Origin of the sequence: Streptomyces niger (genome assembly GCF_000718305.1) — a bacterium.
Taxonomy (GTDB): Bacteria; Actinomycetota; Actinomycetes; order Streptomycetales; family Streptomycetaceae; genus Streptomyces; species Streptomyces niger.
Genome location: NZ_JOFQ01000011.1, coordinates 353,225 through 373,527 on the forward strand (window position 1 = coordinate 353,225; position 20,303 = coordinate 373,527).

21 protein-coding genes, 1 tRNA gene and 1 riboswitch are annotated in these 20,303 nt (G+C 70.3%); of the genes, 9 read left to right on the top strand and 13 right to left on the bottom strand.

The genetic code is table 11. The features are described 5' to 3' along the window. Positions 1 to 15 precede the first annotated feature (15 nt). Positions 16 to 1,083 carry an SCO0930 family lipoprotein gene (locus IF20_RS22515; RefSeq protein WP_110944429.1) on the top strand — a complete coding sequence of 356 codons (1,068 nt, stop codon included), beginning with the start codon at positions 16 to 18 and terminating at the stop codon, positions 1,081 to 1,083. Here the strand turns inward: IF20_RS22515 and IF20_RS22520 are convergent. Next, the gene (locus IF20_RS22520) at positions 1,077 to 1,787 is read right to left on the bottom strand and encodes a class E sortase (RefSeq protein WP_052867051.1); all 711 of its coding nucleotides are present in this window, start codon (positions 1,785 to 1,787) and stop codon (positions 1,077 to 1,079) included. The two genes, IF20_RS22515 and IF20_RS22520, sit on opposite strands and share 7 nt — an antisense overlap. Before the next feature lie 73 nt (positions 1,788 to 1,860). Further along, positions 1,861 to 3,210 (bottom strand): DUF445 domain-containing protein, encoded by a 1,350-nt coding sequence (locus IF20_RS22525; RefSeq protein ID WP_052867052.1) that lies wholly within the window; start codon positions 3,208 to 3,210, stop codon positions 1,861 to 1,863. 260 nt (positions 3,211 to 3,470) lie between these two features. On the opposite strand from IF20_RS22525, the gene IF20_RS22530 reads away from it, so the two are divergent. Continuing rightward, positions 3,471 to 4,781, top strand: coding sequence for an SGNH/GDSL hydrolase family protein (locus IF20_RS22530; RefSeq protein WP_052867053.1), 1,311 nt, complete (start codon positions 3,471 to 3,473; stop codon positions 4,779 to 4,781). A gap of 141 nt (positions 4,782 to 4,922) precedes the next feature. Here the strand turns inward: IF20_RS22530 and IF20_RS22535 are convergent, their stop codons facing one another. From IF20_RS22535 to IF20_RS22545, 3 genes are all read right to left on the bottom strand, one after another. Then, positions 4,923 to 5,948 carry an ABC transporter ATP-binding protein gene (locus IF20_RS22535; RefSeq protein ID WP_052867054.1) on the bottom strand — a complete coding sequence of 342 codons (1,026 nt, stop codon included), beginning with the start codon at positions 5,946 to 5,948 and terminating at the stop codon, positions 4,923 to 4,925. Positions 5,949 to 5,951: 3 nt separating this feature from the next. Beyond that, positions 5,952 to 6,716 carry an ABC transporter permease gene (locus tag IF20_RS22540; RefSeq protein WP_110944459.1) on the bottom strand — a complete coding sequence of 255 codons (765 nt, stop codon included), beginning with the start codon at positions 6,714 to 6,716 and terminating at the stop codon, positions 5,952 to 5,954. A 61-nt stretch (positions 6,717 to 6,777) separates the two neighbouring features. Next, positions 6,778 to 7,611: an ABC transporter permease gene (locus IF20_RS22545; protein ID WP_234426773.1), complete on the bottom strand. Its 834-nt coding sequence runs from the start codon at positions 7,609 to 7,611 to the stop codon at positions 6,778 to 6,780. 308 nt (positions 7,612 to 7,919) lie between these two features. Between IF20_RS22545 and IF20_RS22550 the strand changes: the two genes are divergently transcribed. Continuing rightward, complete coding sequence (locus tag IF20_RS22550; RefSeq protein ID WP_052867056.1) at positions 7,920 to 10,241, top strand: transglycosylase domain-containing protein; 2,322 nt, start codon at positions 7,920 to 7,922, stop codon at positions 10,239 to 10,241. Positions 10,242 to 10,313: 72 nt separating this feature from the next. On the opposite strand, the gene IF20_RS22555 is transcribed toward IF20_RS22550, so the two are convergent. The 3 genes from IF20_RS22555 to IF20_RS22565 all read right to left on the bottom strand — a co-directional run bounded on the left by IF20_RS22555 (position 10,314) and on the right by IF20_RS22565 (position 11,589). Then, the gene (locus IF20_RS22555) at positions 10,314 to 10,634 is read right to left on the bottom strand and encodes a DMT family transporter (RefSeq protein WP_052867057.1); all 321 of its coding nucleotides are present in this window, start codon (positions 10,632 to 10,634) and stop codon (positions 10,314 to 10,316) included. A 52-nt stretch (positions 10,635 to 10,686) separates the two neighbouring features. Continuing rightward, a riboswitch (guanidine-III (ykkC-III) riboswitch) is annotated at positions 10,687 to 10,754 on the bottom strand. 76 nt (positions 10,755 to 10,830) lie between these two features. Continuing rightward, complete coding sequence (locus tag IF20_RS22560) at positions 10,831 to 11,133, bottom strand: GroES family chaperonin (RefSeq protein ID WP_174856576.1); 303 nt, start codon at positions 11,131 to 11,133, stop codon at positions 10,831 to 10,833. A 135-nt stretch (positions 11,134 to 11,268) separates the two neighbouring features. Further along, positions 11,269 to 11,589, bottom strand: a complete 321-nt coding sequence (locus tag IF20_RS22565) for a DUF3618 domain-containing protein (protein WP_052867059.1) — start codon at positions 11,587 to 11,589, stop codon at positions 11,269 to 11,271. A 236-nt stretch (positions 11,590 to 11,825) separates the two neighbouring features. Between IF20_RS22565 and bcp the strand changes: the two genes are divergently transcribed. The 5 genes from bcp to IF20_RS22590 all read left to right on the top strand — a co-directional run bounded on the left by bcp (position 11,826) and on the right by IF20_RS22590 (position 15,826). Further along, the gene (gene bcp, locus IF20_RS22570; protein ID WP_052867060.1) at positions 11,826 to 12,293 is read left to right on the top strand and encodes a thioredoxin-dependent thiol peroxidase; all 468 of its coding nucleotides are present in this window, start codon (positions 11,826 to 11,828) and stop codon (positions 12,291 to 12,293) included. Positions 12,294 to 12,634: 341 nt separating this feature from the next. Continuing rightward, positions 12,635 to 14,173: a glycine betaine/L-proline transporter ProP gene (gene proP / locus IF20_RS22575; RefSeq protein WP_052867061.1), complete on the top strand. Its 1,539-nt coding sequence runs from the start codon at positions 12,635 to 12,637 to the stop codon at positions 14,171 to 14,173. Positions 14,174 to 14,353: 180 nt separating this feature from the next. After that, entirely contained in the window at positions 14,354 to 15,019 is a 666-nt protein-coding gene (locus IF20_RS22580; protein WP_052867062.1) for an HNH endonuclease signature motif containing protein, read from the top strand. Continuing rightward, positions 15,016 to 15,687 carry an HNH endonuclease signature motif containing protein gene (locus IF20_RS22585; protein ID WP_052867178.1) on the top strand — a complete coding sequence of 224 codons (672 nt, stop codon included), beginning with the start codon at positions 15,016 to 15,018 and terminating at the stop codon, positions 15,685 to 15,687. Before IF20_RS22580 ends, IF20_RS22585 begins: the two co-directional genes overlap by 4 nt. A gap of 51 nt (positions 15,688 to 15,738) precedes the next feature. Further along, a tRNA-Leu gene (locus tag IF20_RS22590) sits at positions 15,739 to 15,826 on the top strand. Positions 15,827 to 15,903: 77 nt separating this feature from the next. Here the strand turns inward: IF20_RS22590 and IF20_RS22595 are convergent. The 5 genes from IF20_RS22595 to IF20_RS22610 form a co-directional block, all read right to left on the bottom strand. Beyond that, entirely contained in the window at positions 15,904 to 16,512 is a 609-nt protein-coding gene (locus IF20_RS22595) for an XTP/dITP diphosphatase (protein ID WP_052867063.1), read from the bottom strand. 158 nt (positions 16,513 to 16,670) lie between these two features. Then, positions 16,671 to 17,123, bottom strand: coding sequence for a hypothetical protein (locus tag IF20_RS22600; RefSeq protein WP_234426774.1), 453 nt, complete (start codon positions 17,121 to 17,123; stop codon positions 16,671 to 16,673). A 126-nt stretch (positions 17,124 to 17,249) separates the two neighbouring features. Then, the gene (locus tag IF20_RS38050) at positions 17,250 to 17,411 is read right to left on the bottom strand and encodes an SCO1431 family membrane protein (protein WP_110944430.1); all 162 of its coding nucleotides are present in this window, start codon (positions 17,409 to 17,411) and stop codon (positions 17,250 to 17,252) included. Between the two features lie 229 nt (positions 17,412 to 17,640). Beyond that, positions 17,641 to 18,372, bottom strand: a complete 732-nt coding sequence (rph, locus tag IF20_RS22605; protein ID WP_052867065.1) for a ribonuclease PH — start codon at positions 18,370 to 18,372, stop codon at positions 17,641 to 17,643. 161 nt (positions 18,373 to 18,533) lie between these two features. Continuing rightward, positions 18,534 to 18,767 (bottom strand): glucose PTS transporter subunit EIIB, encoded by a 234-nt coding sequence (locus tag IF20_RS22610; protein ID WP_030250235.1) that lies wholly within the window; start codon positions 18,765 to 18,767, stop codon positions 18,534 to 18,536. A gap of 226 nt (positions 18,768 to 18,993) precedes the next feature. Between IF20_RS22610 and IF20_RS22615 the strand changes: the two genes are divergently transcribed. Beyond that, the gene (locus IF20_RS22615; RefSeq protein WP_052867066.1) at positions 18,994 to 20,295 is read left to right on the top strand and encodes a PTS transporter subunit EIIC; all 1,302 of its coding nucleotides are present in this window, start codon (positions 18,994 to 18,996) and stop codon (positions 20,293 to 20,295) included. Positions 20,296 to 20,303 lie beyond the last annotated feature (8 nt).

Sequence of the window (20,303 nt, forward strand, 5' to 3'; positions counted from 1 at the left end):
CCGAAGGAGATTCCCATGAGCAACCGAGCCGCCTCGGCCAACCGGCGACAGGTGGGCCTCGCGGTCACCGCGCTCGCCGTCCTCGCCCTGACCACCGCCTGCGGCGGCAAGGACTACGCGTCCGGCGGTGACCGGGTCCTGCCCGCCGGCCAGGGCACCTCCGACAACGGCTACGGGTCCGGCGCCGGCAAGGACGGCGGGTACGGCGCCGACTCGGCCGGCGGCGCCGCGGCCGGTGGGATGGGCGCCGCCGCCAAGACCCTCGCGCTGAAGGAGGCGCCGGGGCTGGGCAAGGTCGTCACCGACAGCGGGGGGCTGACCCTGTACCGCTTCGACAAGGACACCGCGAAGCCGCCGAAGTCCACCTGCGCCGGCGACTGCGCCTCGACCTGGCCCCCGGTCCCCGCCGACGACGCCAAGGCGACCACCGGCATCAACGCCGCCGACCTCGGCTCGGTGGCCCGGTCCGACGGCAGCAAGCAGCTCACCCTCGGCGGCTGGCCGGTCTACCGGTACGCCAAGGACACCGCGCCCGGTGACACCAAGGGCCAGGACGTCGGCGGCGTCTGGCACGCGCTGGCCGCGGACGGCGGCAAGGCCTCGGCGGAGGCGAAGAAGCCGCCGGCGGCCGCCGAGCCAAAGGCCGACGTCTCGGTCGCGGAGAACCCCCAACTGGGGAAGGTCATCGTGGACAGCAAGGGCCGCACGCTCTACCGCTTCACCAAGGACAACCCCTGGCCCATGAAGTTCGCGTGCACCGGCGCCTGCCTGGACACCTGGAAACCCGCGAAGCCCGCCGACAAGAGCAAGATCGAGGGGGTGCCGGCGAAGCTGATCACCACCGTCAAGCGCCCCGACGGCAGTAAACAGCTGGCCGTCGACTGCTGGCCGATGTACTGGTTCACCGGCGACAAGAAGCCCGGGGACGTCAACGGCCAGGGCGTGAAGGGCACCTGGTTCGCGGTCGGCCCGGACGGCAAGAAGATCACCAAGTCGGCCGCGGCGACCGGCTCCTCCGACTCGTCCGACTCATCGAGCTCCTACGGCTCGTCCGGCTCCTACGGCTCGTCCGGCTCCTACTGACGCGGCTCCGCCGCGGTCAGCCGCGCCCAGACCACCAGCCGGTACGTCGAGGTGTACTCCGGCGTGCATGTCGTGAGCGTCAGGTAGTAACCGGGCGCGGTGTAGCGGTAGCCGGGATGCACGGAGCTGTGCGGGATCTCGGCGAGCACCGTGCCGTCGCCGGGCGTGGTCTGCGGCAGCGTCCGGTCCACGACGTAGGTGTAACGCGCGTCGTCGGTGTCGATGCGTACGGTGTCGCCGGGCCGCAGCAGGTCCAGGCGGCGGAACGGCTCACCGTGGGTGTTGCGGTGCCCGGCCAGGGCGACGTTCCCGGCCCGGCCGGGCTGAGCCGTCCGCGGGTAGTGCCCCACGTACCCCTTGTCCAGCACGCCGGCCTTGCCGACGCCCTCCGCGACAGGCACGGTGACGCCGAGGCGGGGGATGCGCAGCACGGCGTAGGCCAGGTCCCGGCGCGGGCCCGGCACCGGCGCAGCGGACGGCGACTCCTCGTTCGCCCACTGGCGGTGAGTGCGGATGCCCTGCGACGGCGGCGGTTCGAAGGCCGGCGGCGTGCCGCGCCACTCCCGCTCCAGCTCCGTCACCTGCCGCCGGGCGCTCGCCTGCGCCTCCCGGTTGGTCCACCACAGCTGATGGACCACCAGCAGGACCAGGACGGCGCCGAGCGTCACCGCCAGCTCCGCCGCCGTCCACACGAGCCGCGCCATCACCGGTATCCGCTTCCGCACGCGGGGCACCGTACGGCGCGCGGCCGGCAATCACCAGAGCAACGGCCCGGTTTCAGCCGCCCAGCGCGCGGGACACCGCATAGATGCACAGGCCCGCCAGCGCACCCACGACCGTGCCGTTGATGCGGATGAACTGCAGGTCGCGGCCGATGTGCGCCTCGATCTTCCTCGAGGTGTGCTCGGCGTCCCAGCTCGCGACGGTGTCCGTGATCAGCAGGGTGATCTCGTCGCGGTACGTCGTCACGACGTGCACCGCGGCGCCCTCCAGCCAGCCGTCGACCTTGCCCTGGAGCCGGTCGTCGGCGGCCAGCCGCTTGCCCAGGGACAGCAGCGCGCCGCGCGCCCGCTGCCGCAGCTCGCTGTGCTCGTCCTCGGCGGCGGCCACCATCATCGCGCGGACCGAGCCCCACGCCGAGGCGATCAGGTCCTGCACCTCGCCCCGGCCGAGCACCTCCGACTTCAGCCGCTCCACCCGCGCCCGGGTGTCCGTGTCGGACTGCAGGTCGCCGGCGAAGTCGGTGAGGAAGCGGTCCAGCGCGCCGCGCGCCGGATGCTCGGGCATGTCCCGCATCTCCGTCACGAACCGCAGCAGTTCCTTGTAGACCCGGTCGCCGACCTTGCGGTCCACGAAGCGCGGGGTCCAGCCGGGCGCGCCGCCGGCCACCGCCGACATCACGGAGTCGGAGTGCAGCACCAGCCAGTCGTGCGCCCGGGCGCAGACCAGGTCCACCAGCCGGGTGTGGCCGCCGTCGGCGACGATCTTCTCCAGCATCGTGCCGAGCCCCGGCGCGATCTCCTGCGCGTCGGCGCGGCGGGTGATCGCCTCGCCCACCACCGCCTGCACATCGGAGTCGCGGAGCACCGTCAGCGCGCCGCGCAGCGCCGTGGACAGCTCTGCGGTGACCCGGTCGGCGTGCTCGGGCTCGGCGAGCCAGCGGCCGAGCCGGCTGCCGATGCCGACCTTGCGCAGCCGCTGCCGGACCACCTCGCCGGAGAGGAAGTTCTCGCCCACGAAGTCGCCGAGGCTCTGCCCGAGCTGGTCCTTCTTCGTAGGGATGATCGCGGTGTGCGGGATGGGCAGGCCGAGCGGGCGCCGGAACAGCGCGGTCACCGCGAACCAGTCCGCGAGGGCGCCGACCATGCCCGCCTCGGCGGCGGCCGCCACATAGCCGGCCCAGGCGCCGGCGCCGGCCGCGCCCGCCCACTTCGCCAGCGCGTAGATCAGGGCGACCGCCAGGAGCAGACAGGTGGCGAGGGTCTTCATGCGGCGGACCCCGCGCCGCTTCTCCTCGTCGGCCTCGTTGAATGTGAAACCGACCACAGCGCTCGCCGCGGTTCCGGCCGCCGGGCCGCCCTTCGCGCCGGTGGCCAGGTCCGTCTTCGTGCGTTCCATCCGCTCCATCCGTTCGACCGCCCCGGGTGTATGTCCAACTGTGACCTAGACCTGGTTCCCTTCCTGGAACGAACCACGAGTTCCCGTCGTCCCACAGGTCGAGCGCATCGCCCTGCCGCCGCCCCGGCGGCGAGGGAGCCGCCCGGCAGCCGTGGCGTCCACCATGGGATCATGGAGGATCGATCGGACTGCGACGGCGCCGCTGATCAGACGCTGCCCTTGCCCATCCGGAGCCAGCGGCTCCGCCTGCCCCAGGAGAACGCCCCCGCATGACCAAAAGTGTGGGCTACGCCCTGCTCGCCGGCCTGGCGGCAGTGGTGGTCCTCGTATCGACCGCGATCTTCGTCGGCTTCGGCGGTCACGGCGGCGGCACCGGCGGCGACCCGCACAGCCCGCGCAACTCCGCAGCGCCCGCCGTCTCCGGCCAGTGGGTCGGCACCTGGGCGGCGTCGGCAGCGGCCGCCGAGCCGGGCACCCTCGACGGCTACGCCGGCATGTCGATCCGGAACGTGATCCACACCAGCGTCGGCGGCAGCAGCGCCCGCATCCAGCTCTCCAACCTCTACGGCACCCGCCCGCTGGCCATCACCCACGCCACCGTCGCCGTGGCCGCGGCCCCGAACAACCCGACAGCGGCGGCCGGCACGATGCGCCGCCTCTCCTTCGGCGAGCGCCCCTCCGTGGTCATCCCGGCCGGCGGCGCCATAACCAGCGACCCCGTGCGACTGGACGTGCCGCACGACGCGGACCTGCTGGTCACCACGTACTCCCCGGCGCCCTCCGGCCCCGTCACCTACCACCCGTACGCCCGCCAGACCTCCTACCTGGCGCGCGGCGACCGCGCCGCGGACGACGCGGGCACGGCCTACACCGAGCAGAGCCCGTACTGGCGCTACCTCACCGGCGTCGACGTCTGGAGCCGCGAGGCCAAGGGCTCGGTCGTCGTCATCGGCGACTCCATCACCGACGGCATCACCTCCACGATGGGCGCCAACCACCGCTGGACCGACTTCCTGGCGAAGCGGCTCCGCGAGGAGCCCGACGCGCCCCGCCTGGGCGTCCTCAACCAGGGCATCAGCGGCAACCGCCTGCTGATCGACGGCAGCCGCTACTCCCCCAACAACGGCCCCAGCGTGCTCACCCGGCTGGACCGCGACGCGCTCTCCCGTACCGGGGTGAAGGCCGTGATCGTCGAGATCGGCCTGAACGACCTGTTCAAGACCCCGCGCCAGTGGGACCCGAAGAAGCTGGTCGCCGGAATGCGCAAGGTCGTCGAGCAGGCGCACGCGCGCGGCCTGCGGGTCACCGGCTCCACGCTCACCCCGTTCTACGGCCACCGCGGCTACAACGTCCGCATGGACCAGGTCCGCCAGCAGGTCAACGCGCAGATCCGGGCCGGGCGGGTGTACGACAACGTGGTCGACTTCGACAAGGCGCTGCGCGACCCGGCGCAGCCGAACCGGCTGCTCCCGCAGTACGACTCCGGCGACCACCTGCACCCCAGCGACGAGGGCTACAAGGCGATGGCCCGCGCGGTGAACCTCAAGGCCCTCAAGGGCTCGACCCCGGCGTCACTGTAGGACGGCGGGCGGCGGCCAGCCCAGCTCCTTGCGCCGCCGATGTCGGCCACCCGGTCCCGGTCGACGTCGGAGGCCCGCAATTCGGGGAGTTCCTCATCCATGGCCGACGAGTAGGCCGGGAACGAGCCGCCCGGCCCGGCTTCACCGCGCTTCGGGGGTGCGTGGCTTCGGGGCGCTCCGGGTGTACATCCGCGCGATCACGTCCTCGATGTCCGGCTCGCGCACCGAGAGGTCCACCAGCGGCCACCGCTCGGCGACCGCCGCCACGACGGGCGCCGCGCTCTGCGTCGCGGGGAACGCCAGCCACTGCCGCGGCCCCTCCACCTTCACCGTCCGCGCCCCCGGTACCCCCTCGATCGGCGGCAGCTCCCGCTCCAGGTCCACCACCAGCGTCCGCTCGCTCCCGCCGATTCCGTGCAGTCCGTCCAGGGCGCCGTCGTACATCAGCCGCCCGTGGTCGATCACCATCACCCGGCGGCAGAGCTGCTCGATGTCGGTCAGGTCGTGCGTGGTCAGCAGGACGGTCGTGCCCAGCGTGGCGTTCACCTCGCGCAGGAACTCCCGCACCCGCGCCTTGCTGATCACGTCCAGCCCGATCGTCGGTTCGTCCAGGTACAGCACCTCCGGGTCGTGCAGCAGCGCGGCCGCGATGTCCCCGCGCATCCGCTGCCCCAGCGACAGCTGCCGCACCGGCGCGTCCAACAGCGGACCCAGGTCGAGCAGTTCCACGCACCGGTCGAGGTTCTTGCGGTACGTGTCGTGCGGCACCCGGTACATCCGCCGCACCAGCTCGTAGGAGTCCTTCAGCGGCAGGTCCCACCACAGGGTCGTGCGCTGCCCGAAGACCACGCCCATCCGGCGGGCCAGCCGGGTGCGCTCCTTCGAAGGGTCGATGCCCGCGACCCGGATACGGCCCCCGCTGGGCACGAGGATGCCGGTCAGCATCTTGATCGTCGTCGACTTGCCCGCGCCGTTCGGCCCGATGTACCCCACCATCTCGCCACGCCCGATGCGGAAGCCGATGCCGTCCACCGCCCGCACCTCCTGCTTCACCCGGCGCAGCCGCCCGGCCTTGCGGCGCACCCGGAAGACCTTTTCCACCCCCTCCAGTGCGATGAATTCCGGCCCGTTCCCGTCCACCTGTCCGTCCACCTGGTCCGCAGTCATGTCTCAGCTCCCCGTGCTCCGGTAACCCCGCAGCCCCGCCCGCCACGCCAGCGCCGCACCCCCGCACACCACCGCGGCCACCACCGGCCCCAGGAAGTCCACCCAGCTCGGGAGCCCCAACGGGTCCTCCCGACCGAGGAGGCGGAGCGCCGGCAACCAGTTCACGAAGGCCAGCGGAATGATGTACGTGACCCCGCGCACCAGGTCCTTGGCGAAGACGGTGGGCGGGTACTGCAGCATCGCGTTTCCGCCATATGTGAAGGAGTTCTGCACCTGGGCGGCGTCCTGGGCCCAGAACTGGAAGGCCGCGCCGAGCGTGAAGAGCGCACCGTAGATCGCGGCCCCGCTCACCACCATCGCCGCGGCCAGCACCACCCGGCCCGGCGTCCAGTCCACCGGGACCCGGGCCAGCGCCCAGCCCAGCACCACCACGGCCTGCAGGAGCCGCCCGATCCGGCGCAGCGCGAACCGGTCGGCGGCGACCTGTACGTACACCGGCGCCGGGCGGACCAGCAGGACGTCCAGGGTGCCGTCGCGCACCCGCGCGCCGAGCCGCTCCACGTTGCCCAGCAGCAGGTCCGCCAGGCCCAGGGCGGTGGCCGACGAGCCGTAGAGGAGGGCGACTTCGGGCAGCCCGAATCCGCCGAGCTCGTCGATGTGCGAGAACATCAGAAGGATCGTCACGAACTCCAGGCCGCTGCCCGCGGCATTGCCGACGGCCATGATCGCAAACGACGCCCGGTAGGTGAGTGTGGACCGGACCCACATCGCTACGATCAGCAGGTATGCCCGTATGCCGTGCCGCACCGGCGCGGCCCGCCCGAAGGACTCAGCCACCCTGCACCACCACCTTCCGGGTGGCCGCCGACTGCACCAGCCGGCCCACCGCCAGCAGCACCGCCGCCCAGCCCGCCTGGAAACCCAGCGCCCCCAGCACGGCGGCCCCTTGGTACCGCCCCAGCAGGACGTCGGCCGGCACCTGCAGCACCGACGCCCACGGCAGCATCCGCACGACCTCGCCGAAGCCGTCGGGGAAGGCCCGCAGCGGCAGCAGCATTCCGGAGAAGAACATCGCGGCCAGCCCGCTGAGCACCGCCACCCCGGCACTGTCCAGCAGCCAGAACGCGGTGAGCGCGACGAGGTAGCGCAAGCCGAAGCTGACCGTCACCGCGAGCACGACGGACACCAGGAAGGCGGCCCAGAGGCCGGGCGCGGCGGGCAGCGCGAGGTCGAAGGCGAGCGCGCCGACGGCCATCGGCAGCACCCCGCGGCCCAGCAGCTGGCAGGCGGCCCGGCCCAGATCGGCGGCGAGCCACCACAATTGGAGGTCGGCGGGGCGGTACAGGTCCACCGCGATGTCGCCGTTGCGGATGCGCTCCTGCAACTCGTCCAGACCGCCGCCGACGACCAGCGAGACCGTCGCCAGCAGCGCCTGGCCGACCCACACGAAGGTCAGCGCCTGCGCCTGGTCGTAGCCGCCCAACTGCGGCCGCTCGTCCCACAGGGCCTGGTAGGTGAAGGCGATGATGAAGCCGAAGACGGTGTTGGTGAACACCCCGGCGGCGGTGGCGGTGCGGTAGGTGACGTACCGCCGGAAGCCGCCCCTGGCCACGGCCGCGTACAGGGCGAGGCCGCCACCGCGCTGAAGAATTGCCCCGCCCACGCTGCCGTCCCCCGAGGTCTGACGCCGAACCAACCCAAAACAACGGAGCCTAGCTCCGCCGTCGGCGGGGGCACCACGGGTTTATCACCCGATCCAGTGAGGGAGAGAACCCGTTCGGCCGGTCACAGACCGGTCACATGTGCGTGCCACCCTCTTGGGTCGGCTCGCAGGATGCGAGAGTTTCTCCACGGGCGACACTTGCATTTCGGAAGACACGACCACTTTCCGGCGTAGGGCGCGAATCGCCCGCTACGACACCGATCCGCCGCGGCACAACCATCGGCGGCGGCCGAGGAGTCACTACAGACATGAACGACGATCCGCAGCAGGACGACCGGGGAAGTATCGGTTCCCCCGACGACGCACCGGGCGCCGCCCCGCCCACCGGGAAGAAGGGCCGCCCCCGCCGCACCGGCTGGCGCCGGTTCCTACCCACCTGGCGCATGACCCTCGGCGGCATCCTGGCGATCCTGCTGATCATCGTCGGCGGCTTCATCGCCGGCTACCTCCTCGTCGGCATCCCGCCCGCCAACCAGGCCGCCAAGGCCCAGAGCAACGTCTTCCTCTTCTCCGACGGCACCCAGCTCGCCCGCGACGGCGAGGTGAACCGCGAGAACGTCAAGCTCAGCCAGGTACCCAAGAGCGTCCAGCACGCCGTGCTCGCCGCCGAGGACCGCAACTTCTACAACGAGTCCGCGGTCAACCCGATCGCCATGGTCCGCGCCGCCTGGAACACCGTCATCGGCAGAGGCAAGCAGTCCGGCTCCACCATCACCCAGCAGTACGTCAAGAACTACTACCTCGGCCAGGAACAGACCGTCACCCGCAAGGCCAAGGAGTTCTTCATCGCCATCAAGCTGGACCGCGAGGTGAGCAAGGACGAGATCCTGGAGGGCTACCTCAACACCAGCTACTACGGCCGCAACGCCTACGGCATCCAGGCCGCGGCCCAGGCGTACTACAACAAGGACGTCCAGGACCTCGACGCCGCCCAGGGCGCCTACCTCGCCACCCTCCTGAACGCCCCCAGCCAGTACGACATCGTCGTCCACCCCGAGAACCGGCAGCGCGCCGAGGCCCGCTGGAACTACGTCATGGACGGCATGGTCAAGAAGGGCTGGCTCAGCGGCTCGAAGCGCGCCGCCACCAAGTTCGACCCGCCCGGCGCGGCCAAGACCCCCAGCGGCCTCTCCGGCCGTCGCGGCTACTTCGTCAACGCCATCAAGGACTACCTCCGCAACAACGACATCCTCGACGAGGACGACCTCAAGGGCGGCGGCTACCGCATCACCACCACCATCGACAAGAAGAAGCAGCTGGCCCTCGAAAAGGCCGTCGACCACCAGATGATGGACCAGCTCGACAAGAAGAACCGCGACGCCGACAAGAACGTCCGGGCCGGCGGCGCCTCCATCGACCCCGCCACCGGCAAGGTCGTCGCCATGTACGGCGGCATCGACTACGCCAAGCAGTTCGTCAACGGCGCCACCCGCGCCGACTACCAGGTCGGCTCCACCTTCAAGCCCTTCGTCTTCGCCTCCGCCGTCGCCAACCACGCCACCACCCAGGACGGCCGGACGATCACCCCGCAGACCGTCTACGACGGCACCAACAAGCGGATGACGATCAGCGACGGACAGCCCACCGGCTTCGCCCCCGCCAACGAGGACGACCGCTCCTACGGCCAGATCACCGTCTCCGAGGCCACCGACAAGTCCGTCAACGCCGTCTACGCGCAGATGGGCATCGACGTCGGCCCCGACAAGGTCCGCGAGACCGCCGTCGACCTCGGCATCCCGCGCAAGACCCCCGGCCTCGCCGAGTCCCAGGGATCCATCTCGCTCGGCACCGCCACCCCCAGCGTCGTGGAGATGACCAGCGCCTACGGCACCCTCGCCAACCACGGCAAGCGCGTCCCGTACACCTTCCTCTCGAAGATCACCAAGAACGGCGAGAACCTCTCGCTGCCCGACCGGGCCGAACAGAGCGCCATCCCCCGCGAGGCCGCCGACACCACCACCTCCATCCTGCGCAGCGTCGTCGAGAGCCCCGGCGGCACCGGCGCCGCCGCCCAGGCCGCCGGCCGGCCCGCCGCCGGCAAGACCGGCACCGCCGAGGAGGACAAGGCCGCCTGGTTCGCCGGGTACACCCCCGACCTGGCCACCGTCATCGCCGTGTTCGGCCAGGACCCCAAGACCGCGACCCAGGAACCCCTGTACGGCGCCGGCGGCCTCGCCCGCATCAACGGCGGCGGCTGGCCCGCCCAGATCTGGGCCGACTACACCGCGGCCGCGCTGGACGGCAAGATCGCCAAGGACTTCGACCTGGAGCTGGAGAGCGGCGCCCAGGAACCGGCGCCCACCGCCACGGGGACGCCCACGGCGCCGGGCGACGACACCGGTACCCCCAGCGCGCCCTCCGAGCCCACGACGCCCGTCACGCCCCCGACCACCACGACGCCGCCCACCGTCGAACCGCCGGAGCCCACCTTCCCGTCCGAGCCGCCGCCCACCACAGCGCCCACCGAGGACTTCCCCACGGTGGAGCCCGGCGGCGGGCCCGGAGGCGGCGGCGGTCCGGGCGGCGGCCCCGGCGGCGCACCGGGCACCGAGGGGGACTGGGACTACTAGCGGCCACTACGCACAAGGGGCCCGGGGCACGTCGGTCGACGTGCCCCGGGCCCCTCGCCGTGCGCGGACCTCTCAGTGGCCCGACGTCGCCTTCAGCCCCACGACGGCCACCAGCAGCAGACAGATGAAGAAGATCCGGGCCGCGGTCGCCGGCTCACCCAGCACCACCATGCCCACGACCGCCGCACCGGCGGCGCCGATGCCCACCCACACGCCGTACGCCGTACCGATCGGCAGCGTCTTCGCCGCGTACGACAGCAGGGCCATGCTCGCGACGATGCCCGCGCCCGTGAACAGGCTGGGCCACAGCCGCGTGAACCCGTCGGTGAACTTCATCCCGATCGACCAGCCGACCTCCAGCAGACCGGCGACGAGCAGCAGAATCCATGCCATGACGGCACCTCCGTGACAAGCGCACACACGCATGCGTGCAGGCATCTACAGGGGTGCGTCGTCTTGTCATGACCCGGTACGGCGCGTCTCGTCGGGATGTCCCCACCATAGCAACGCACAACAAAACGGGCGGTGACCCCGGTCACCGCCCGTCACAGGGCTCACAAAGGGACGAAGAGGGGCCGGCCGGCCCGCCTCAGAGGTACAGCCCGGTGGCATCCTCCGCGCCCTCCAGGCGCTCGGCCGCCACCGCGTGCAGATCGCGCTCCCGCATCAGCACGTACGCGACGCCCCGCACCTCCACCTCGGCACGGTCCTCCGGGTCGTACAGCACCCGGTCCCCCGGCTCGACGGTACGGACGTTCTGCCCCACCGCCACGACCTCGGCCCACGCCAGCCGGCGGCCGACCGCGGCCGTCGCCGGAATGACGATGCCGCCGGTCGAGCGGCGCTCGCCCTCGGCGATATCGGTACGGACGAGCACCCGGTCGTGCAGCATCCGGATCGGCAGCTTGTCGTGGGTGTCCTGAGTGTTGTTCGGGCTCACGGCAAGACCGTACCTGTACCCGCCCCCGCAGCGGACCCCGGCCCGGCCTCAACGCCCCCGACGACGCCCCCTCGAACGGCGCTTCCGCTACGAACGGCGCTTCCGCGCGCCCATCGCCAGCAGCCCCACCAGGCCGACCGCCACCAGCGCCACCGGAACGATCCGCTCCATCCGCGGCGCGCCGTCCTCCGACACCAGCTGCGAGCGGACGTCGGAGACCGCGCGGTTGGCGACCACGTACGCCCGCCCGGCCGTACGGTCCACGGCCGCCGCCGCCTTCGCCTTCGCGTCGCCGACGATCGTTTTGGGGTGCAGCCGCACGCCGATCTCGTCGAGCGTCACGGCGAGCTCCTGCCGCCGGCGGACGATGTCCGCCTCGATCTGCGCAGGGGTCCTGGCATCCGACACCGCGCTGCCTCCGTCGTTTCGGCCGGTGAGTACACGTCTTGATGGTTCCTGATGGACAGTCTGTCAGCTCACCCGCCGAACCGCGCCACGGCACCCCCGATCAGCGCGCCCACGCGGCGTACAAAGAGACGAACCGGCCGAGGGCATGAAGGCCTGTCGGCGGACCTCAGTAACCTCGGGGCAGCACACGTGACCACCGAGGTCGGCACGGTCACCGACCCACCTTGAGGAGAGCCATGAGCGAGCGACTGCAGCCCGGCGACACCGCCCCCGCCTTCACCCTCCCCGACGCGGACGGCAAGCAGGTCTCGCTCGCCGACCACAAGGGCCGCAAGACCATCGTCTACTTCTACCCCGCGGCCCTGACCCCCGGCTGCACCAAGCAGGCCTGCGACTTCACCGACAACCTCGACTTCCTGGCCGGCCACGGCTACGACGTCATCGGCATCTCCCCCGACAAGCCCGAGAAGCTCGCCAAGTTCCGCGAGAAGGAGGAGCTGAAGGTCACCCTCCTCGGCGACCCCGACAAGTCCGTCCTGGAGGCCTACGGCGCCTACGGCGAGAAGAAGCTCTACGGCAAGGTCGTCACCGGCGTCATCCGCTCCACCGTCATCGTCGACGAGGAGGGCAAGGTCGAGCGCGCCCTCTACAACGTCAAGGCCACCGGCCACGTCGCCAAGATCATCAAGGACCTCGGGCTGTAGCCACTCGCTGCAGCACCCACCGCCGGATCCGAAGCGTCCGGAGCCACTCGCTGCAGCACCCACCGCCGGACCCCAAGCGTCCGGATCAGCTTCGCGCGGCCTCCCACCGGGCACAGGTCCCGGTGGGAGGCCGCGCGGTTCCCCCTCCGACCGCCTCCACGCCCCCGTCCACACCACCGGCACAACCACGTCACACCCGCCCTAAACGGCCTACACCGAGTGACGAAAACCACGTTCTGCCGCCAAAGTGGTTTGACCGGCTCCGTAACCGCGCAGACGCCCCTTTCGAAACGAGCCCACCGCGCAGTGCGCGGACCGACCGAGCGAGAGGACCCGCACTCGTGACGACCGGCAGTACCGATGCCACGTCCGGGGCCGACCTGGACCCTGAGGCGGTCCGGCGCCACCGCGCGCTCTTCCGCGCCATCAACCGCCGCAGGAACCCCAAGCTCCGCCGCACCGACATCACGATCACCGACGAACGGACCGTGAAGCGCGCCGTGAAGGCCGCCGCCGTCGGTAATGCGATGGAGTGGTTCGACTTCGGTATCTACAGCTACCTCGCCGTCACGATCGGCCACGTCTTCTTCCCCAGCGGCAGCGACACCGCGAGCCTGCTGTCCTCGTTCGCGACCTTCGCGGTGGCCTTCCTCGTACGCCCCATCGGCGGCGCGTACTTCGGCCCCCTCGGCGACCGCATCGGCCGCAAGAAGGTCCTCGCCCTCACCATGATCATGATGGCCGTGGGCACCTTCTGCATCGGCCTGATCCCCTCGTACGCCACCATCGGCTTCTGGGCACCGGTCCTGCTCATCCTCTTCCGCCTGGTCCAGGGCTTCTCCACCGGCGGCGAGTACGGCGGCGCCTCCACCTTCATCGCCGAGTACGCCCCCGACAAGAAGCGCGGCTTCTTCGGCAGCTTCCTGGAGATGGGCACCCTCGCCGGCTACACCGGCGCCGCCGGCCTGGTCCTGCTCCTCAACACCTTCCTGGGCTCCGACACCATGGAGAGCTGGGGCTGGCGCCTGCCCTTCCTGGTCGCGGGCCCCCTCGGCCTCGTCGGTCTCTACCTGCGGATGAAGCTCGACGAGACCCCCGCCTTCCAGAAGCTGGAAGCCAGCCAGACGCACTCCCCGTCCGGCTCGGCCGGCGAGGAAGAGGCGGAGTTCTCCCACCTCTCCGAGAACCAGCCCAAGAAGAAGATCGGCGAGATCTTCTCCCAGCAGTGGCCCGCCCTGATCCTCTGCATCTGCCTGGTCGGCGCGTACAACATCACCGACTACATGCTGCTGTCGTACATGCCGACGTACCTCTCCTCCACGCTCCACTACTCGGAGTCGCACGGCCTGCTGGTACTGCTCGGCACCATGGTCGTCCTGATGCTGGTCATCAACTTCGTCGGCCGCCTCAACGACCGCTTCGGCCGCAAGCCGCTGCTCATGGCCGGCATGCTCGGCTTCTTCGTCCTCTCCATCCCCTCCTTCCTCCTGGTGGGGACCGGCAACCTGCTGCTCATCTGCGTCGGCATGCTCCTGATGGGCTTCTCCCTGGTCTGCCTCCTCGGCACGATGTCGGCGGCCCTCCCGGCCCTCTTCCCGACCAACGTCCGGTACGGCTCCCTCTCCATCGGCTACAACCTCTCCACCTCCCTCTTCGGTGGCACGACCCCCCTGGTCATCGAGGCCCTGATGGCCGGCTTCCACGGCAACCAGATGATCCCGGCGTACTACGCCATGGGCGCGGCCCTGATCGGCGTCATCGCCGTGCTCTGCATGAAGGAAACCGCCCAGCAGCCCCTGGAAGGCTCCCCGCCCTCGGTAGCCACCCACGAGGAAGCCGTCGAAATGGTCACGGCCCAGAGCCCGGACCCGCGGTTCTGACACCTCGCAGCTCCACGAAATGCCCCGGCCGGGATCGGCCGGGGCATTTTTTCTACTCTTCGCGACAACTCTGCGTAACCGCCCCCCACTTCCCTCGTTAGCCCATTCGAGAAAGGAACAACCGGCCGCCGACACCGACATCGACACCAAGGCGACCGGTCACCGAACGGGGGAAAGATCGTGCCCAGCAGTCCGTACACCCACGCCCGCCTCTCCCAGGCCGCAGCCGCCTCCCGCACCCTCTCGGAAGCCTTACGCCACCTCGGCGTGGACCCCAAGGGCCCGTCCCGCCGCTACCTCCGCACGCGGATGAAGGCCTTGGGCATCGACACGTCACACTTCGAACGGGAGGGCACCCGCTGGACCAAGGAAGTTCTCGAAGCGGCCGTGACCGCCTCGACCAGCGTGTACGAGGTCCTCCACCATCTCGGCCTCGATCCCGTCGGCGGCAACCACGCCCACATCAGCCGTCGGTTACGTGCGTTGGGGATCGACACGTCGCACTTTGGCGCAGGAGGACGTACGAAGCGGACCTCGCACCGACGGCGCACCATCGAAGAACTTCTCGTTGAGCAGGATCCAGCGAACGCCCGCCGCGCGGACCCCGATCGGCTGAAGCTGGCCATGCTGAACCGCGGTGTGTCCGAGCGCTGCTCCCTCTGCGGAACGGGCATGCTCTGGCGCGGCTGCCCGCTTCCGCTGGAGGTGGACCACATCGATGGCAACTGGCGAAACAACCGCCTGGAGAACCTGCGCCTGCTCTGCCCGAACTGCCATTCCACGACCGACTCCTACCGTGGGCGCAACAAAAGGGGCCAGAGCTCATGGGCCGGGGTGCCGCGATGAGCGTCAGCGTCCAATACACACGCGAGCTCCTGACGGAAGCGGCACGCTGTTGCAGCAGCATCGAGGAAGTCATCGCCTATTGCGGCGGCCATGTCTACCGCGGCGTGCGACGGCATCTGGTGAAGCGCTTCGATCGCTTCGGAATCGATATCTCGCACTTTGATCACACGCCACGACGTACGACCCACTCGCGCCCTACCAAAGAGGCACTGCAAGAAGCCGTCAACGCGTCGGTCTCCATAGCAGCGGCCCTTCGGCACCTCGGCAAACCGGTGAACAATCGCGCCGCCCGGGCTCTGTTCCATCAATGGGTCGCGGAAGAGGGCACCAGTACGAGCCACTTCCTGGGGCAGGCGCACCAGCGCGGAAGACCGGGCCCCACGCCCAGGAAACCGCCTGAGCGCATCTTGGTGAAACACGACGGAAGGCACCGCACACAATCGGGGCTGCTCCGGCGCGCTCTCGAGCAGATCGGAGTGCCCGAGCGCTGTATCGAGTGCGGAACGGGGGCGACCTGGGGCGGGAGGCCGATGACGCTGGAGGTCGACCACATCAACGGCGACTGGAGCGACGACCGGGCCGAGAACCTGCGCCTGCTCTGCCCCAACTGCCATGCGGTCACCAGCACCTGGTGCAGGGGAGGTGATTGGCGCCGCGGTGCCCGCTGACCCCACCGGGGCCCCACTGAAGCCGCCAGCCGGTACCATGGCTGGCGGCTAGCGGCCGTGATGGAATAGGCGAGACATGCGAGCCTTAGAAGCTCGTGGGCGATAGCCCGTGTGGGTTCGAATCCCACCGGCCGCACCAGCAGTGACCTTGGTTTTTCGAAGGCCCGATCTCGCATGAGCGAGACCGGGCTTTCGGCGTTGCTGCACGGCTGCCGATCAGCCCAACAGCTCGCGGACCACCGGGGCCAGGGCGCGGAACGCCTTGCCTCGGTGACTGATGGCGTTTTTTTCGTCGGCCGTCAGTTCGGCGCAGGTGCGGGTGTCGCCTTCGACTTGGAGGATCGGGTCGTAGCCGAAACCGCCGGAGCCGGCGGGGGCGTGGCGGAGGGTGCCCTCCAGCTTGCCTTCGACGACGCGCTCGGTGCCGTCCGGGAGGGCGAGGGCCGCGGCGCAGGCGAAGTGGGCCGCGCGGTGTTCGTCGGCGATGTCGGAGAGCTGGGCGAGGAGCAGGTCGAGGTTGGCCTGGTCGTCGCCGTGGCGGCCGGCCCAGCGGGCGGAGAAGATGCCGGGGGCGCCGTTCAGGACGTCGACGCAGAGGCCGGAGTCGTCGGCGACGGCGGGGTGGCCGGTGGCCTGGGCGAGGGCGTGGGCCTTGAGGAGGGCGTTCTCGGCGAAGGTGACGCCGGTTTCCTTGACGTCGGGGACGTCCGGGTACGCGTCGGCGCCGACCAGCTCGATGTCGAGGTCGGCCTCGGTGAGGATGGCGCGGAGTTCGGTGATCTTGCCGGCGTTGCGGGTGGCGAGGATCAAACGCTGGTGCTTCATGGTGAGCGATTATCCCGGCCATGTGCGGTGGGAATGCCCGGTGGGGCGAACGACACCCCGCCGCGGCGGTCGCGCGTACGGGGCGGGCGGTCGCCCCGTACGCGTTCTCGTCACACCTCCATCCGCGGCACACATCCGTCCGCGGGCCCGCGGACCGCTCAGCCCGGGGTGCAGATCTTGGTGAGTTCCGAGGTGGCGGACCGGATGGCGGTGGTGTCGGGGGTCCTGCCCTGGTCCAGGTCCTGCTGGGCGTTCTTGACGCCGCGGGAGAGGTCGTCGACGGCCTTGCCGATGTCGGCGTTGTCGCTCTTGTCGCCGAGGGCGTCGAGGTTCTTGTCGATCTTGTCGAGGGCCTGTTGGGCCTCCGCCGGGTTGTCGGCGCCGTTGGAGATGGCCTGCTGGAGGTTGTCGACGTTCTGACCGATGGCGGTGGCGGTCTGGGCGCAGTCCAGGGCCGTCTCGACCGCGCTGCAGGCGGAGAGCGCGGGGACGGCGAGAGCGAGGGCCGCCGCGGCGGAGGCGGCCGTCATGGCCGTACGGCGGCGGGCAGGCCGCGGCGCGGCGCCCGATCCGAAGGAACGGCGACGGCGGGCAAAGCGGTACGCGGACATGAGCGGGGCCCTCCCTTGGCAATGAACAGGTAAAGGGAGGAACGCCTGGCGCGCGGTTTTGGTTGCCGAACCCGCCGAATTCGCGGCGTTGTCGTGACGTCTTCGTGCCGTGCGGCCGGCCGGGGCTCAGCCGAGTCCGGTGATCAGGCCGGTCTGGGTCAGGAACATGGCCAGGACGACCACGAGGGTCCAGCCGACGAGGTGTTCCATCCAGGGCTTGTCGTCCTTGGGGCCGCCGGTGCGGGCGGCGGGCGCGTCGAGGGCGGCGGCAGCGGCTTCAGCAGGCATGACGGTGGTGTTCCTCGTCGTGGGGAGCTGGGGACGCGCACTCCGTAGGGGTACGGGGAGATACGGGGGTGCATGTCCCACCTTGCGCCTGCGCTGCGGTCATTCCTAGAGATGCAGATCCCACGAGGGGAACGTCACAGATCACCGGGCGGGCCGGGCGGCCCACCGGAACCACCGGCAGGCCGCGGCCCCGGCGCCCCGCCCTCGACAGGCGCAGGCGCGGTGCCTCTCAGAGGGTCCGGTCCAGCGCTTCCCGCTGGGCCTTGTCCAGGTCCGCGCAGCCGGCGACGGCGAGGTCGAGGAGGGCGTTGAGCTCGTCGCGGGCGAAGGGCTCGGCCTCGGCGGTGCCCTGGACCTCGACGAAGCGGCCGTCGCCGGTGCAGACGACGTTCATGTCGGTCTCGGCGCGTACGTCTTCCTCGTAGCAGAGGTCGAGGAGCGGGGCGCCGTCGACGATGCCGACGGAGACGGCGGAGACAGTACCGGTCAGCGGCTTGCGGCCGGCCTTGATGAGCTTCTTGCCCTGGGCCCAGGCGACGGCGTCGGCGAGGGCGACGTAGGCGCCGGTGATGGCGGCGGTGCGGGTGCCGCCGTCGGCCTGGAGGACGTCGCAGTCCAGGACGATGGTGTTCTCGCCGAGGGCCTTGTAGTCGATGACGGCGCGCAGCGAGCGGCCGATGAGGCGGGAGATCTCGTGCGTACGCCCGCCGATCTTGCCGCGGACGGATTCGCGGTCGCCGCGGGTGTTGGTGGAGCGCGGGAGCATGGAGTATTCGGCGGTGACCCAGCCCTCGCCGCTGCCCTTGCGCCAGCGGGGGACGCCTTCGGTGACGGAGGCGGTGCAGAAGACCTTGGTGTCGCCGAAGGAGATGAGGACGGAGCCCTCGGCGTGCTTGCTCCATCCGCGTTCGATGGTGACGGGGCGGAGCTGTTCGGGGGTGCGGCCGTCGATGCGAGACATGGGGTCGAGCCTATCGGGAATGCCGAAGGCCCCGTTCCGGATGCGTACGCACGTACGAACCGGGGCGGGGCCTTCGGCCGGAGCGCGGCGGCTCAGCGCACATCGCGGCTAACGCGGCTTCGCGGCTTCGCGGCGCGATACTCAGATCAAGTCTTCGACGCTCACATCATGTCTTCGATGTCGGCGGCGATGGGGTCGGCGTCGGTGCCGATCACGACCTGGATGGCGGTGCCCATCTTCACGACGCCGTGGGCGCCGGCGGCCTTCAGGGCGGCTTCGTCGACGAGGGAGGGGTCGACGACCTCGGTGCGAAGGCGGGTGATGCAGCCTTCGACCTCTTCGATGTTGTCGAGGCCACCGAGCCCGGCGACGATCTTCTCAGCCTTGCTGGCCATGTCCACTCCTGCTTGTCTCGGCCGTCGGCGATGGTGCCGAAGGATTCCACACGGTAACGCACGTTCAGCCCTGTTGGACGGGCGTTTGTCCGCTGCCTGGCGAATGATGGCGACCACCCGGTGGTGCGTTCGGGAGATCCCGTAGCGCCACTACGAATGGTCTACACCACCAGTATGCGGCAAGCACGAGTCGGCCGTCGCGGGGCCGGCGGCCGGGAGGTTGCGGATGAGTTCGGACGCGGCGGCGGCGCCGAAGAAGAAGTGGGGCGGCGGGCTGTTCCAGGGCCTGCAGAAGATGGGGCGCAGCCTGCAGCTGCCGATCGCGGTGCTGCCGGCCGCGGGCATCCTGAACCGGCTCGGGCAGCCGGACGTCTTCGGCACGGACGGGCTGGGCTGGGAGGACGTGGCGAAGGTGTTCATGGGCGCGGGCAGCGCGCTGCTGGACTCCTCGCTCGGGCTGCCGATGCTGTTCTGTGTCGGCGTCGCGATCGGCATGGCGAAGAAGGCGGACGGCTCGACGGCGCTGGCGGCGGTGGCGGGATTCCTCGTCTACTACTTCGTGCTGCATCAGTTCCCGGAGGACTGCACGGGCGGGGCGACGTTCGTGAGCGGTGGGCCGCTGGGCGGCGCGTGCGTGGCGAAGGACGGTACGGGGGCGCCCGCGACGTACCAGAATCCGGGTGTGTTCGGCGGCATCGTGATCGGGCTGCTGTCGGCGTGGTTCTGGCAGCGGTACCACCGTACGAGGCTGGTGGACTGGCTGGGCTTCTTCAACGGCCGTCGGCTCGTACCGATCATCATGTCGTTCGTGGCGCTGGCCTTCGCGGTGATCTGCCTGTTCGTGTGGCCGCCGATCGGTGACGCGCTGACCAGCTTCAGCAGGTGGATGGTGGACCTGGGCGCGACGGGGTCCGGGATCTTCGGTGTGGCGAACCGTGCGCTGCTGGTCATCGGCATGCACCAGTTCCTGAATACGTTCATGTGGTTCCAGTTCGGCGACTTCACGAAGCCGGACGGGACGGTGGTGCACGGTGACATCAACCGGTTCCTGGCGGGTGATCCGAGTGCGGGCCAGTTCACCTCCGGCTTCTTCCCGATCATGATGTTCGCGCTGCCGGCGGCGGCGCTGGCGATCACGCACTGCGCGAAGAAGCACCGGCGCAAGGAGATCGCGGGCATGATGCTGTCGGTCGGCCTGACGTCGTTCGTCACGGGGATCACGGAGCCGATCGAGTACTCGTTCCTGTTCGTGGCGCCGGTGCTGTACGCGCTGCACGCGGTGCTGACGGGTGTGTCGATGGCGGTGACGTGGGCGCTGGGGGTGCACGACGGGTTCAGTTTCTCGGCGGGCCTGATCGACTACGTCATCAATTGGGGTCTGGCGACCAAGCCGTGGCTGATCATTCCGATCGGCCTGTGTTTCGCGGTGGTCTATTACGTGGTCTTCCGCTTCGTGATCACGAAGTTCGATCTGGCGACCCCGGGCCGTGAACCGGAGGAAGACGCGGAAGACGTGACGAAACGGTAGCCGGCCCC